The 13,226-nt window shown below is 58.8% G+C and carries 11 protein-coding genes and 3 pseudogenes; 4 read left to right on the forward strand and 10 right to left on the reverse strand.

The features are described 5' to 3' along the window. Window positions 1-10: 10 nt before the first annotated feature. Complete coding sequence (locus tag J0X03_RS12200) at window positions 11-880, reverse strand: helix-turn-helix domain-containing protein (RefSeq protein WP_033643016.1); 870 nt, start codon at window positions 878-880, stop codon at window positions 11-13. Between the two features lie 178 nt (window positions 881-1,058). On the opposite strand from J0X03_RS12200, the gene J0X03_RS12205 reads away from it, so the two are divergent. Together J0X03_RS12205 and J0X03_RS12210 are read left to right on the forward strand one after the other, a co-directional pair. Continuing rightward, a complete protein-coding gene (locus tag J0X03_RS12205) occupies window positions 1,059-1,976 on the forward strand; it encodes a DMT family transporter (RefSeq protein WP_103681779.1) in 918 nt (305 codons plus the stop codon). A gap of 54 nt (window positions 1,977-2,030) precedes the next feature. Next, window positions 2,031-2,927 carry a PhzF family phenazine biosynthesis protein gene (locus tag J0X03_RS12210; protein WP_089194727.1) on the forward strand — a complete coding sequence of 299 codons (897 nt, stop codon included), beginning with the start codon at window positions 2,031-2,033 and terminating at the stop codon, window positions 2,925-2,927. Between the two features lie 48 nt (window positions 2,928-2,975). Here the strand turns inward: J0X03_RS12210 and J0X03_RS12215 are convergent, their stop codons facing one another. The 9 genes and pseudogenes from J0X03_RS12215 to J0X03_RS12255 all read right to left on the reverse strand — a co-directional run bounded on the left by J0X03_RS12215 (window position 2,976) and on the right by J0X03_RS12255 (window position 11,249). Then, window positions 2,976-3,329 (reverse strand): hypothetical protein, encoded by a 354-nt coding sequence (locus J0X03_RS12215; RefSeq protein WP_089197024.1) that lies wholly within the window; start codon window positions 3,327-3,329, stop codon window positions 2,976-2,978. Between the two features lie 141 nt (window positions 3,330-3,470). Then, window positions 3,471-3,704: pseudogene (locus tag J0X03_RS24340) on the reverse strand (RHS repeat-associated core domain-containing protein); the annotation flags it as partial. A gap of 87 nt (window positions 3,705-3,791) precedes the next feature. After that, window positions 3,792-4,058 carry an immunity protein TriTu family protein gene (locus J0X03_RS12225; RefSeq protein ID WP_071845145.1) on the reverse strand — a complete coding sequence of 89 codons (267 nt, stop codon included), beginning with the start codon at window positions 4,056-4,058 and terminating at the stop codon, window positions 3,792-3,794. 19 nt (window positions 4,059-4,077) lie between these two features. Further along, window positions 4,078-4,359 (reverse strand): annotated as a pseudogene (locus J0X03_RS12230) (RHS repeat-associated core domain-containing protein); the annotation flags it as partial. 108 nt (window positions 4,360-4,467) lie between these two features. Continuing rightward, a complete protein-coding gene (locus J0X03_RS12235) occupies window positions 4,468-4,944 on the reverse strand; it encodes a hypothetical protein (RefSeq protein WP_160204277.1) in 477 nt (158 codons plus the stop codon). Between the two features lie 394 nt (window positions 4,945-5,338). Continuing rightward, a pseudogene (locus tag J0X03_RS12240) lies at window positions 5,339-6,193 on the reverse strand (RHS repeat domain-containing protein); the annotation flags it as partial. Between the two features lie 122 nt (window positions 6,194-6,315). Continuing rightward, window positions 6,316-6,705, reverse strand: coding sequence for a hypothetical protein (locus J0X03_RS12245; protein ID WP_071991644.1), 390 nt, complete (start codon window positions 6,703-6,705; stop codon window positions 6,316-6,318). Beyond that, on the reverse strand, window positions 6,656-10,786 hold the full coding sequence (locus J0X03_RS12250) for an RHS repeat-associated core domain-containing protein (RefSeq protein ID WP_230358683.1): 4,131 nt from the start codon (window positions 10,784-10,786) through the stop codon (window positions 6,656-6,658). The genes J0X03_RS12245 and J0X03_RS12250 overlap by 50 nt, the downstream gene beginning before the upstream one ends. A 31-nt stretch (window positions 10,787-10,817) precedes the next feature. Beyond that, window positions 10,818-11,249: a DcrB-related protein gene (locus J0X03_RS12255; RefSeq protein ID WP_089197021.1), complete on the reverse strand. Its 432-nt coding sequence runs from the start codon at window positions 11,247-11,249 to the stop codon at window positions 10,818-10,820. 232 nt (window positions 11,250-11,481) lie between these two features. On the opposite strand from J0X03_RS12255, the gene J0X03_RS12260 reads away from it, so the two are divergent. Beyond that, window positions 11,482-12,486: an alpha/beta fold hydrolase gene (locus J0X03_RS12260; RefSeq protein ID WP_160204276.1), complete on the forward strand. Its 1,005-nt coding sequence runs from the start codon at window positions 11,482-11,484 to the stop codon at window positions 12,484-12,486. A 69-nt stretch (window positions 12,487-12,555) separates the two neighbouring features. Then, the gene (locus tag J0X03_RS12265; protein ID WP_046687006.1) at window positions 12,556-13,206 is read left to right on the forward strand and encodes a dihydrofolate reductase family protein; all 651 of its coding nucleotides are present in this window, start codon (window positions 12,556-12,558) and stop codon (window positions 13,204-13,206) included. Window positions 13,207-13,226 lie beyond the last annotated feature (20 nt).

A 13,226-nucleotide genomic window follows, 5' to 3' on the forward strand; every position in this document is an offset into this window, starting at 1 on the left:
TCCCTTCCGGTTAGCGCCCCTGCCGCACCTGCAGCGGAGCAAATCCATAGGCCGCCTTGAAGCGGTTGCTGAAATGGCTGGCGGAGCTGAAGCCGCACGCCAGCGCGATCTCGGTGATCGGCTGTTGGCTATGCCGCAACAGCTGTTCCGCCCGTTGCAGCCGCGCGCGCATCACGAACTGGTGCGGCGCCAGGCCGGTGGCGTGCTTGAACATGCGGGCGAAGTGGTACTCGCTCAATCCGGCCTGCGCCGCCAGATCGGCCAGCAGCAGCGGCCGATCGAGATGGCTTGCGATATATTCCCGCACCCGCCTGGCTACCGCGGGGGCCAGGCCGCCGCGCGCCTGCGGCAGCGTCCACTGCAGCTGGCTGTAGCGTTGGATCAGGTGCGACATCAGCAGGTTCGACGCGCTGCTGAGCGCCAGCAGATTGGCGCTGTCACGCCAGTCGCAGTTAAGCAAAAACTGGCGATACAGCAGCGTAATTTGCGGATCTTCGCCAAAGCTACGCGGCTCTACGTTGATCGCCGCCGGGCTGCGATCCCAGGTTTGCTCCGCCAGCCGGCGCAAATGCCCGTCGGTGCAATACAGATGCACGAACGACAGATCGCTGCGCACATCCCAGGTAGATGCATACTGGCGCGGCATGATGCAGAACCGATCCGGCCCGCCGCCGTTGCGCCAGCCGCCCGGCACCTGCTGGTAGCACTCATAGCCGTCGGCGACGTACAGGCTCAGGGTATGGTGGTCGGCGCTCTCCTGCGTGACGCGATCGTTGCAGTTGGACCAGGCCGCCAGCTCCACGCCGGTGCCCAGCAGCACGCGGCCGTGCAACCGCGCTTTATGCTCACGCAGTGTTTCAAACGCCTGATAGTTGGACATCGCCGGCCCCGTTGTTCGACATGCCGACAGTGTAAAGAGTGGCGCCTCGGCATGCCAGCGGCCGCCCCGCGCTTTTGGCAAAAAAAGCGCAAGAATATGCAACTGGGCGCAAGGCGCTGCAAGCGCGGCCGCACGCCAAAGCGGATACTGCGCCATCGGCTTTTTCGGAGTGAATAGAATGAATGCGCTGTTGTACCTCGCCGTGGTGCTGATTTGGGGCACTACCTGGATTGCGATCACCCTGCAACAGGAAGGCCCGGTGGCTATTCCCGTCTCGATCGCTTACCGCTTCGCCATTTCCGCCGCGGTGATGTTTGCCGTGCTGTTGCTAACGCGCCGCCTGCGCCGCATCGCCCCCCGCGATCATCTGTTCTGCGTGCTACAGGGCTGCTGCGTGTTCGGCTTCAACTTCTTCTGCTTTTACCACGCGGCGGCTTATATCAGCAGCGGGCTGGAATCGGTGATCTTCTCGATGGCGGTGCTGTTCAATGCCCTCAACAGCCTGCTGTTTTTCCGCCAGCGCCCCAGCCCCAACCTGCTGCCGGCGGCGCTGCTGGGGTTGACCGGCATCGTGGCGCTGTTCTGGCAAGACCTGGCCGCCACCCGCCTGGCGCCGGAGCTGCTCAAAGGCATCGGTCTGAGCGCGCTCGGCACCTACGGCTTCTCGCTGGGCAATATGATCAGCGCGCGTCATCAGCGCCGCGGGCTGGATATCTTTTCCACCAACACCTACGCCATGACCTACGGCGCGATGCTGATGGCGCTGATCGCCTTGGCGCAGGGCACATCGTTCCAGATCGAATTCAGCAGCCGCTATATCGGCTCCCTGCTGTACCTGGCTGTCTTCGGATCGGTGATCGCCTTCGCCGCCTACTTCAGCCTGCTCGGCCGCATCGGCGCCGGCGCGGCGGCTTACAGCACCCTGCTGTTCCCGCTGGTGGCGCTGACCATCTCGACGATCTACGAAGGCTACCAGTGGCACTTCAACGCCGTGCTGGGGCTGTGCCTGATTCTGCTGGGCAACCTGGTGATGTTCGCCAAGCCGGGGCTGAGGTGGCGACGGGCAGGTATGCCAAAACAAAATTCAACCCTTTGAAGCCATTGGCGAATATCGTTATCATCAGGTTTTGTTGATAACGGATGATGGCCAATGCTCAGAAGCGATGATGTGACACCCCGCGCCTACAAACAGGTGGACGTTTTCACCGCCACGCCGCTGCTCGGCAATCCTGTGGCGGTGGTGCTGGAAGCCGAAGGGCTGAACGACGCGCAGATGCTGGCATTGGCCCGTTGGACCAACCTTTCGGAAACCACCTTTGTGCTTAAACCGACGCACCCGGCGGCGGATTATAAGGTGCGCATCTTCACTACCGAAAAGGAGCTGCCCTTCGCCGGCCACCCGACGCTGGGCACCGCACACGCCCTGCTGGAAGCCGGATTGGCGCCTAAACGCCCCGGAACGGTGATGCAGGAATGCGGCGTCGGCCTGGTGGCGATCAATATCCTGCCGGAAGGCGCATTGGCGTTCGCCGCGCCCGAAGTCAGTTTTCGCGCGATGGCGGTTGAGGAAACAGAACGGCTGATGGCCGCTTTACAGCCGGCGGTGATTGAAGCCGATACCCTGCCGGTTATTGTCGACATGGGCATCCGCTGGCTGATGATGCGCCTGCCGGATGCGCAATCTTGCCTGGCGGTGATGCCGGATCAGGCCATGATCGAACGGTTGCAAACCGCCTGTGATGTGGATGGCGTAGTGATTTATGGCGCCTGTTCTGCGGCCGAACCGGCAGATTACGAAATGCGCGCATTTATGGTGGAATGCGGCGCCTTGATCGAAGATCCGGTAACGGGCAGCGCCAACGCCTGCCTGGCGCGCTTGCTGAAGGCCAACCGCTTCCCCGACGGCGACCGAACCGCGCAGGGCTACCTGGTGCGCCAGGGCACCCAACTGAAGCGAGATGGCCGCGTGAGCGTGCGCTTTATTGACGGCGAGCCCTGGATCGGCGGGCAGTGCTGCACCCTGATTAACGGCACATTGGGTATTTAGTATGCCTCCTACCGTTTCGAACTTTTTCTGCGGCACAAAATGCCGCCATTATTCATACAATATTTTAAAACTACCTGTAACATCGAAAACATGATCATAGGTACTTAACGCAACCCTTGCTTTTCCTGAACTGTATTCCTCCAGCAGGTCAAAGCTTGACTCTGAATACTTCTCATAAGGATAGTCATCGACTTTATAGATAGACATCCTTTCTATATCACTAAAAAAGAACTCTATTTTCACATCAGCCTCATTCAAAACCTCTAACTCGCATGCTGATGACGAAAGCAACGCTTTAATTTTAAATGTGAAAGGAGAAAGACTCACTTCATGTTCAGAGATAATCAAGGCATCTCGCCCTTGAATGAACCCATACTTAGTCTTTATTGCTTGCACCTTCATCTTTAGCTCACTCTCTACTTAAATGATAACTAAGAAAGACATTGCGCTGTATATTCCAGACAAGCTAGTCGTCATATCGGTTAATTTCAATACCGCACTTTTCAGAAGCATTTTATCCCCTGGGAGTTGGTCTCTTCTGCTACTCAATCCCAGCGGATCCACCCACATCCGCGGGTTCGTAGTAGCTGAACTGTAGTGCAGACCGCTTTCGTCGTCCTGATATTGCCCGGCGTAGCACAGCGGCTTCTGGTATTGCGCGCCCTGCCGCTTCGCCGCGTTGGTTACTTCCAGCGGCGCGCTATTCAGATCGGTTTGATACCAGTAAATATCCGCCGAGCGGCTGTCACCCGCCTGCTCCAACGCCGCCAGCGGGCTCGCCGCATCGTTATTCAAAAGTCCATCAGTGCATAAAGCCGAGCATTTAAAATTAGTATGTCAAAATCAGATCAATAATCTTTATAACTAAGTTCTAAGCAACGATACAAACTCTTTAAATGCTTCTATTACAGTTTCCTCGTCTGATAATTCTCTTCGTTCATTAATTATATAGTTCCCGGTTTCAACATCAATGATCTCCAACATACAAGATGCATCATCCCACACCGTAAAACGCGCAATCTTCGTATCGTCATCTATATCAACAACCAGACTATCTGTAAAATCATTAGCATTGTACTTAACTTCATAATGGCTATTGGATAAGATACAATCACTTATTTTTTTGAGCATGTTGAAGTTCCCGTTGTGCTGTTGTGCTTTGCACAACCTTACCTGTGGAAACCTTTTTTTCATATTCTGCCGGTCCCATCCAGCGACCAACAGTAACCTCAGTCAACCCATACGGGTCCATCCACATCAGCGGGTTCGGCGCATACTGATACAGGTTCAACCCGCCGCGCAGCCCTATCGGATCCTGCGTGGTGAAACGCCCCACCTCGGGTTCGTAGTAACGGAACAGGTTGTAGTGCAGGCCGCTTTCGTCGTCCTGATATTGCCCGGCGTAGCGCAGCGGTTGCTGATATTTCGCGCCCTGCCGCTTCGCCGTGCCGGCTATCGTCTGGCCCTGCAACTTGCCAGCTTAGCTCATCATTTCATAGAAATAAACTTTCATCTATGCCACTCACTTTCGTTTAAAGCCTCACCAACTTTTTTCATTTTTTATAGATATGTTATTGTTAGTTATATCAAAAAAGATATAGAAACCCAGCGTAGATTGAAAATAAACACATTTGCCAGCCTCTATAACGTTAACAAAAGGATTAGATGTTGTTGAGTACATGGACCATTTTAATCTATTAGTTCCATCTGTACGTGCAATAAACCCTTCATTGCCCATTTCACCCTCACCACAAAACAAGAAATCACCGTCAGGAAGTTGCACTTTGTTATTCACTTGAATCTCTGACCACACCTCGTCATACTGTTCAATCAATGCATTCAAGGTTGTCTCATTACCTAATAAGACTTTATACTCTTTATTAAAGGTGCCTTTGAATTTATAATTCATCTCGAATTCAATATCTATTTCCCTTACAACACCTACATCATTAATGATTACATCTAATCCGACTAGTTGATTGTTTTCCCACTTAATCTGCATTTCTTTAGCTATCATTTGCAACTCCCCATTTTTTTGTTCTTGCTAACAATTGTTGGCTTCTTAGGTGTTCCAGTTGCTGGTAACTGGACCCTAGGAACATCAGAATTCTTAGGTTTAGAGTTCAGTTTTTTATTGAGATTACTCCCATACGTACCTCCAGTTGCTGGTGGTGGTAACGGATCAGATAAATTGACCCTCTTAATTGGTACAGATTCTACATTAGCCATTTGCGCTGCATATAACCTGCGGTTGTCTAGAGAGACTAATTGCCCATCTACTTCGGCAACATTTAATGGTCCACTTCGATTCCAATCCCAATTATTATTAGACATATCAGTATATATCCAGTTACGTTATCAGATATATATGCTTGAGAATAATTTAACGACGAAGGATTAACCCATTCAATACTCAACCCCAGCGGATCCACCCACATCAGCGGGTTCGGCGCATACTGATAAAGGTTCAGCCCGCCTTCCAACCCTATCGGATCCTGCGTGGTGAAACGCCCCACCTCGGGTTCGTAGTAGCGGAACAGGTTGTAGTGCAGGCCGCTTTCGTCGTCCTGATATTGTCCGGCGTAGCGCAGCGGCTGCTGATATTGCGCACCCTGCCGCTTCGCCGCGCCGGCCACCGTCTGGCCCTGCAGCTTGCCGAAGGTGTCGTATTGCCCGGACCAGCACAGGTTGCCCGCCGCGTCGGTCACTTCCAGCGGCGCGCTGTTCAGATCGGTGTGATACCAGTAAATATCCGCCGAGCGGCTGTCGCCCGCCTGCTCCAGCGCCGCCAGCGGGCTCCACGGGCTGGCCGGATCGTAGATCCAGCTGCGGCGGCTGCCGTCGTCGCGCTGCTCCTGCAGCAACCGGTAGCCCTGCCACAGGAAACGGGTCGTCTGTTCGGTTTTGCCCTTGTAGCGCACCGCCTTGCGGCTGCGGCGGCCCAGCGCGTCGTAATGGTACTGCGCCTCGAACTCGCCCTGCGGGCCGCGGCCGTGCGCCTGCACCAGCCGGTTGTCGGCGTCGTAGCGGTAGTGCTGTTCGTAAAGGCCGTTGCGCCGGCTGATCAGGTTGCCCCAGGCGTCATAACGGTAAAACAGTTTTTGCCAGTGCGTCAGACGGTTGTCGGCGATCGGCGCCAGCGGCAGGTGCGCGTCGATGTCGTTCTGCGGGCTGCGCTCGCCCAGTAGGTTATCCGCCAGATCGTACACCAGCCGCGCGCCCGGTTTGCCCTGATTGGGTTCGCGGTGTTGCAGCAGGCGGCCTTTGATGCAACTAATAATCTAATGCTTTTACTCTTCCTTTTTTATTTTTAAAGAACCGAATATCTCCTTTTCAAGCATCTACCTTACATCTCATATTCAATGTTTCTCAAATTTGTTGTGAAACTCTAACAATCTTTATCACCATTGACTATCTTATTAATTTCAGGTCGCCACACCTCCCCCCATTTTTTCTCCAAATTCACAGAATAGTTTTCAATTGAATAATAGTCATCTTTATCATTGTGGGATGTGAAACACTGATCAACACCATTAACAACCCATGACAGCAAATTTAAAACATCCTCATCTCGATTGTTTACCTTAACAAACAACTCTGATTTTTCTATTAAATCAATTAATAGTCGCTCATCAAAAAAAGCATCCTCAAATAGAGAGTAACAAAATGTACCTTCAATCAAATCATCTTTGTTTTTTAAAATATCACATTTTAAATTATCATTCACTTTAACACCCCGGACCTTTTCTTTTTGCAGCTTTAATTGACTTTTTCTCATTGTAAGAACCATCCAAATTAAACACTCCTTTGGATTTATCCAACGATGAGAAGGTTTCATAGTGATCTTTATGGAGATTATCCAAATAGAAGTAATCACCTTTTTTAAAGGTCACATCCCCAACTTTAACTTTACTAGTTATCTTATAAATCTCAGCACCTTGGAACTTTTTCCCGGTTGTCGTAGCAGCATCGCCTACGATCTCAAGGAAGCTCAGCCCAAATGGATCTATCCAAGTTAAAGGATTTGGCCCATAAGCATATAAATTCAGCCCACCTTCCAACCCTATCGGATCCTGCGTGGTGAAACGCCCCACCTCGGGTTCGTAGTAGCGGAACAGGTTGTAGTGCAGGCCGCTTTCGTCATCCTGGTATTGCCCGGCGTAGCGCAGCGGCTGCTGATATTGCGCGCCCTGCCGCTTCGCCGCGCCGGCCACCGTCTGGCCCTGCAGCTTGCCGAAGGTGTCGTATTGCCCGGACCAGCACAGGTTGCCCGCCGCGTCGGTCACTTCCAGCGGCGCGCTGTTCAGATCGGTGTGATACCAGTAAATATCCGCCGAGCGGCTGTCGCCCGCCTGCTCCAGCGCCGCCAGCGGGCTCCACGGGCTGGCCGGATCGTAGCTCCAGCTGCGGCGGCTGCCGTCGTCGCGCTGCTCCTGCAGCAACCGGTAGCCCTGCCACAGGAAACGGATCGTCTGTTCGGTTTTGCCCTTGTAGCGCACCGCCTTGCGGCTGCGGCGGCCCAGCGCGTCGTAATGATACTGCGCCTCGAATTCGCCCTGCGGGCCGCGACCGTGCGCCTGCACCAGCCGGTTGTCGGCGTCGTAGCGGTAGTGCTGTTCATACAGGCCGTTGCGCCGGCTGATCAGGTTGCCCCAGGCGTCGTAACGGTAAAACAGTTTTTGCCAGTGCGTCAGGCGGTTGTCGGCGATCGGCGCCAGCGGCAGGTGCGCGTCGATGTCGTTCTGCGGGCTGCGCTCACCCAGTAGGTTATCCGCCAGATCGTACACCAGCCGCGCGCCCGGTTTGCCCTGATTGGGTTCGCGGTGTTGCAGCAGGCGGCCCTCGGCATCGTAACCGTAGTGCACTTCGCCGCGCAGCGCGTCGCTCACCCCGGCCAGCTCGCCGCGGCCGGTGTAGCGATAAGCGCGCCACAGCACGCCGTCTTCCGGCCGGGTCAGTTTGTCGTGGCCGAAGGCGCTGCTCTGCCAACTGCGGCGGCCTATGGCGTCGTAACGCCGCTGCTGCTGCAGCGCGCCCTGGCTGCGGCCGGTTTCCCGGTGCAGGCGATCGCGGGTGAACTCGCTCACCACCTGCTGGTTGAATTTGATGGCGCTGGCGTGGCCGGAACCGTAATACAGCCACTGCAGGCGATCGCCCTGCGGCAGCGTCAGCGCCTGCAGGTTGGCCAGCGCATCCCATTGGTATTGCAGTTCGCCATTCACACCCTGCTCGCCGAGCAGCCGCCCGGCGGCGTCATAGCGCATCTGCACGCTGTCCGGCTCGATGCCCAGCGCCGCGCCGCTCGCCGTCGGCAGGCGGTTCAGCTCGCGCAGCCGCCCCATGGCGTCGAAACGGTAATGCCATTCCGCGCTGGCGTTGCCGCGCCAGACCAGCTGCCCGGCCTCGTCGAAGCGGAAGCGCTGTTCGCGCTGCGTCAGCTCGCCCGCGCTGCCCGGCAAGCCGACCTCACGGTGCTCCTCCAGCAGCCCGGCCGCGCCGTAGCGATAATAGTGGCGGGTGTCGTCCGGGCGCTCTTCGGCCAGCACGCGGCCCACCGCATCGTAGCTGAAGCGGTAGTCGCCGCCGTTGCCGTTCTCCAGCCGCGTCAGCCAGCCCTGCGTGCTGTAGTGATAGCGCCGGGTGCGGTTGATGCGATCGGTGATGCTGACCGGCAACCCCAGGGCGTTGTACTGCCAGCGGGTCAGGCTGCCCAGCGCGTCCTGATGTTCGGCCAGCTGGCCGTGCGCGTTCCAGTTAAAACGCTCTTCGCCGCCGTCCGGGTGGATCAGGGTGTGCAGGCGCCCGCCGTTATCCCACCGGTAGCGCGTCTGGTGGCCTTCGGCATCGGTCTGTGCCGTCAGTTGCCCCAGCGCATCGTAGGTATAAGCCGTGACGCTGCCGGAACAGTCGGTGTAGCGCGTCAGCTGGCCGCGGGCGTCCCACTCCAGCTTCACTTCCCCGCCCAGCGCGTCGATCACACTAGCCGGCAGGCTCTCTTCGTCATCCGGATAGCGGTAGAGCGTGGTATTGCCCAGCGCATCGACATAACGCGTCGGGCGCCCCAGCGTGTCCCAGTGCTGCGCCTCGCTGCTGCCGTCCGGGTACGCGACGGCGAACAGCCGGCCGCTGTTGCGCGAATATTGATAGCGCGTCACGCGGCCGAGCGGGTCGGTCTCCGACAACAGGCGGCCGTAAGGGTCCCATTCGCTCTGGCGCTGCGCGCCGCCGGGCAGCAGCACGCTGCACAGCTCGCCGCGTTGGTAGATAAAACCGTAGCGGCGCTGGTCGAAATCGGTGTACTGCGCCACGTTGTCGTCGTCATCCAGCCGCCACTCCGCGCGCTTGCCGTCGCCGCGCACCGCGCTGCGGCGCCCGCCGGCGAAGTCATAGCCGAACTCAAGGGATTCTCCGGCGCTGTTGCGATAGGCCGTCACGCGCGGCACGCCGTCGATCTCTTGCCATTGGTATTCGTTCAGCAGCCCGGCGGCGTCCTGGTGGCTGATCATCAGGCCGTCGCGCCAGCCAAAGCGGCGCGTTACCTCACCGGCGCGGTTGCTCACCGTCGTCAGTTGGCCCTGCTCATCGTAACCGTAGCGCGCCAGCGTCCGTTCGCCTTCGGCGGTTTGCAGCGCCACTTCGCGCAGGCGGCCCTGCGCATAGCGGCACATCAGGCGCTGCCCGGCGCTGTCCACCAGTTCGCTCAGCAGCCCCTCGTCGTCGTAAAACAGCGAGGTGGCGTTGCCGATGGCGTCGGTGATCATGCTGAGCCGGCTCGGCTGCTCGCCCGCCAGCGGCGGGTAGTGGAAAATCTGTTCGCCGACGTCAAACAGCTGCCAGCTGCCGTCGTCGTTGTGCATCAGCCAGCATTTTTCGGCTTCGCAATAGGTTTTGTGGCCGCGCGGCACCCTGGGGAAAGCGACGAAGTCGCCGGAAGGCGCGCGCCACACCAGGCCGTCCTGATACGGCTGCAGGCTGCTCTCCCAGAACAGGTTCCAGCCGCGGCCCAGCACGCCGTCGCCGGGGTTACCGCTGCGCCAATAGCGCTGCCAGGCGACCGGCAGGCGCGATGGCAGCACGAAATCGAGATCGTCTTCGCCGTCGAGGAATTTCTGGCCGCTGACGATATCCACCGGCCGGGCGATAATGCCGACGGCGGCGGTCGCGGTCATCAGGGTGCCGGCTCGGCAGGCGATGCGCGCCAGTTTGTTGATGCCGGGCAGTTTGCCCAGCAGTTTGCCGAGCGCCCCCAGCTTGCCGGCGGCGCCGCCCACGCCGCCCACCAGGCCGGCGAACAGCAGCGTCAGATCGGAGACCTTATACAGCCAATCCGGCACTTCGGGCTTGATCGGCAAGGTGGTGACGGTGCCGCCGCCGATAAACACGTTGGGCGAACCTTCCATCACCTGCGCGTCGCAGTTGGTTTTGTCCCCCACGCGCGAGGCGGGCTGGCCGTTGATGCTGACCTTGTCGGAGCCCTGCGCCATCTGCATGCTCGGGCCGTCGTCGCTGCAGGCCACCTGGCTGTTGGTGGCGAGCGCGGCGGGTTTGCCGTTGATGAAGACGTTGGGGGAACCGGTGACGATAGTGCCTTTGGGGGTCAGGCTACCGGCACCGGCGTCGGCAATGCCGTCGCGCGCCGCGGTGGCCGCCTCCCCGGTGAGATACCCCACCGCCAGGCTGGCGCCGATGAGCAGCACGCCGACGCCGATACAGGAAGCCGCCAGGCCGGCGACGAACAGCGCACCCGCCGCCACCGCGCCTGCGGCGGCGATCAGGCCGCCGACAATCGTGCCGGCAATCATGCCGGCCAGGGCATGGGAATGCCCGATAATATCGCCGACGCGAGCCGCTTCGGTCATCGTAAGTTCCTTTTACGCAAAGAGTTCATCGTTAGGCCGCCCGGTAGCTGCTCAGCACCTGCAACAGCAGCGCGTCGTCTTGCGGCGTCAGCTTGCGCGCCATCGCCAGGGTGAACACCAGCACCCGGCCTTCCGCCAGCGCGAACACCGCCTGGTTTTGCCAGATGCGTTTGCCGTCGCGCAGGTAGCTGGCGCGCACCCATTCACCGGCGGCCAGCCCGTCACCCAGCGTCGCCGGCTCGCGGCTTTTGAACGCCCAGCCTTTCAGCCCCTGCGCCAGCGCATCAAGCTGGCGAGTGACGTAGCTTTCCAGATTCTCCGCCGGCTGCAGCGCATCGCGGGAAATATTGACTGAGGGGGAAACATCATCGCCGGCCAACAGCACGTTGACGGTGCGATCGGCATAGCCTTCCGGCAAAGCGACGCTGCCTTCGCTGAAAGCGCAGCGGGATAAAGCGGACATGCGAGGATCCTTTTGCATAAATAATGCTTAAGCATCGCATAACTTAGCCTTGAAATAAAACCATCAGATACTGCGAATGTTGCACGGCGTGACCCCGTTCACTGTGAAAAAGACCGTTGTCGGAATCTTGCCGGGAATCAAACCTTAATATTACAGAATTATCTGAAACCACTGGCGCGCCAGCGCGCCGATTGTGGCTATACTCGGCTATCGCCCTTTTCAGGAGATCAGGATGCTGAGATTAACCCGCCGCGCGCTGTTGTGCGCCACGTTGGCCGCGTTCACCGCCGGCGCTACCGAAACGCCGAAATTCGGCCCGGAGCTGCAGGGCTTTCACTACCCCTACCCGTTGCAACAATTCAGCTTCACCTCGCAGGGGCAGTCGTTAAAAATGGGCTATATGGACGTGCCGCCGGAAGGCGCCGCCAACGGCCGCACCGCGCTGCTGCTGCACGGTAAAAACTTCTGCGCCGCCACCTGGCAGGACACCATCAAGGCGCTGAGCAAGGCCGGTTACCGCGTCATCGCGCCCGATCAAATCGGCTTTTGCTCCTCCACCAAGCCGGCGCATTACCAGTACAGCTTCCAACAGCTGGCGCAAAATACCCACGGCCTGCTGCAGAATCTGAACATCAGCAAGGCCATCGTCATCGGCCACTCCACCGGCGGCATGCTGGCCACGCGCTATAGCCTGATGTATCCGCAGGCGGTGGAACGGCTGGTGATGGTCAACCCGATCGGTCTTGAGGACTGGAAGGCGAAAGGCGTACCGTGGCGCAGCGTCGATCGGTGGTTCGAGCGCGAGCTGAACACCACCGCCGAGGGCATCCGCAACTATGAGCAGCGCACCTACTACGGCGGCCGCTGGAAGCCGGAGTACGATCGCTGGGTGGATATGCTGGCCGGGCTGAACAACGGGCCGGGCCACCGCCTGGTGGCGTGGAACTCGGCGCTGATCTACGACATGATCTTCACCCAGCCGGTGTATTACGAGTTCAAGGATCTGCAAACGCCCACCACGCTGATGATCGGCACCGCCGACACCACCGCCATCGGCAGCGATATCGCCCCGCCGGCAGTCAAGGCCAAGATCGGGCACTACGCGGTGCTGGGCAAGCAGGCGGCGAAACTGATCCCGCACGCCACGCTGATCGAATTCGCCGGGCTGGGCCATGCGCCGCAAATGGAGGAGCCGGCGCGCTTCCATCAGGCGTTGCTCAAGGCGCTGCAACCCTGAGCGGCCGGTTGGCGCAGCCGGCGCGCGGCGGCTAAACTTTCAGCTGGCACTCAATTGCAGGAGACAGCCATGCGACAGATTATTGCCAGCGCGTTCGTCAGCCTCGACGGCGTGATGCAGGCGCCCGGCGGGCAGGACGAAGACCGCAGCGGCGGCTTTCGCTTCGGCGGTTGGACCGCCCCCTACTGGGATGACGCCGTCGCGGAAACGATGGGCGAACTTTTCTCTGCGCCTTTCGATCTGCTGCTCGGGCGGCGCACCTACGATATCTTCGCCGGCTACTGGCCGCATATCACCGACGAGGCCGACCCGTTTTCCGCCGACATCGCCCGCGTGTTCAATCAGGCGGCCAAGTACGTCGCCACCCACCACGGCGAGACGCTGACGTGGGAGAACAGCCAGTGGCTGGGGCAAGACATCCTCGCCCGGCTGCGCGAGCTGAAGCGCACCCAGGGGCCGGTGCTGCTGGTGCAGGGCAGCAGCACGCTGATGCAACAGCTGCTGGCCAACGATCTGGTGGATGAACTGCGCTTGCTCACCTACCCGGTGCTGCTCGGCGGCGGCAAGCGGCTGTTCGATGACAACGCGGCGCCGGCGGCCTTCACGCTGACCCACTCGGTGGTCTCGCCCGGCGGCGTCATTGTGGCTCACTACCGCCGCGCCGGCGCGGTGAAAACCGGCTCTTTCGTGGCGGAAAGCGCCGCGGCGGCCCAGTCGTAAAAAAAGGGCCGGTCGGCCCT

This window comes from Serratia ureilytica (assembly GCF_017309605.1).
Taxonomy (GTDB): domain Bacteria; phylum Pseudomonadota; class Gammaproteobacteria; order Enterobacterales; family Enterobacteriaceae; genus Serratia; species Serratia ureilytica.

Coding starts and splice junctions, on each gene's coding strand:
- J0X03_RS12200 (WP_033643016.1), bottom strand. CDS start 880: ATGTCCAACTATCAGGCGTTTGAAACACTGCGTGAGCATAAAGCGCGG.
- J0X03_RS12205 (WP_103681779.1), top strand. CDS start 1,059: ATGAATGCGCTGTTGTACCTCGCCGTGGTGCTGATTTGGGGCACTACC.
- J0X03_RS12210 (WP_089194727.1), top strand. CDS start 2,031: ATGCTCAGAAGCGATGATGTGACACCCCGCGCCTACAAACAGGTGGAC.
- J0X03_RS12215 (WP_089197024.1), bottom strand. CDS start 3,329: ATGAAGGTGCAAGCAATAAAGACTAAGTATGGGTTCATTCAAGGGCGA.
- J0X03_RS12225 (WP_071845145.1), bottom strand. CDS start 4,058: ATGCTCAAAAAAATAAGTGATTGTATCTTATCCAATAGCCATTATGAA.
- J0X03_RS12235 (WP_160204277.1), bottom strand. CDS start 4,944: ATGATAGCTAAAGAAATGCAGATTAAGTGGGAAAACAATCAACTAGTC.
- J0X03_RS12245 (WP_071991644.1), bottom strand. CDS start 6,705: ATGAGAAAAAGTCAATTAAAGCTGCAAAAAGAAAAGGTCCGGGGTGTT.
- J0X03_RS12250 (WP_230358683.1), bottom strand. CDS start 10,786: ATGACCGAAGCGGCTCGCGTCGGCGATATTATCGGGCATTCCCATGCC.
- J0X03_RS12255 (WP_089197021.1), bottom strand. CDS start 11,249: ATGTCCGCTTTATCCCGCTGCGCTTTCAGCGAAGGCAGCGTCGCTTTG.
- J0X03_RS12260 (WP_160204276.1), top strand. CDS start 11,482: ATGCTGAGATTAACCCGCCGCGCGCTGTTGTGCGCCACGTTGGCCGCG.
- J0X03_RS12265 (WP_046687006.1), top strand. CDS start 12,556: ATGCGACAGATTATTGCCAGCGCGTTCGTCAGCCTCGACGGCGTGATG.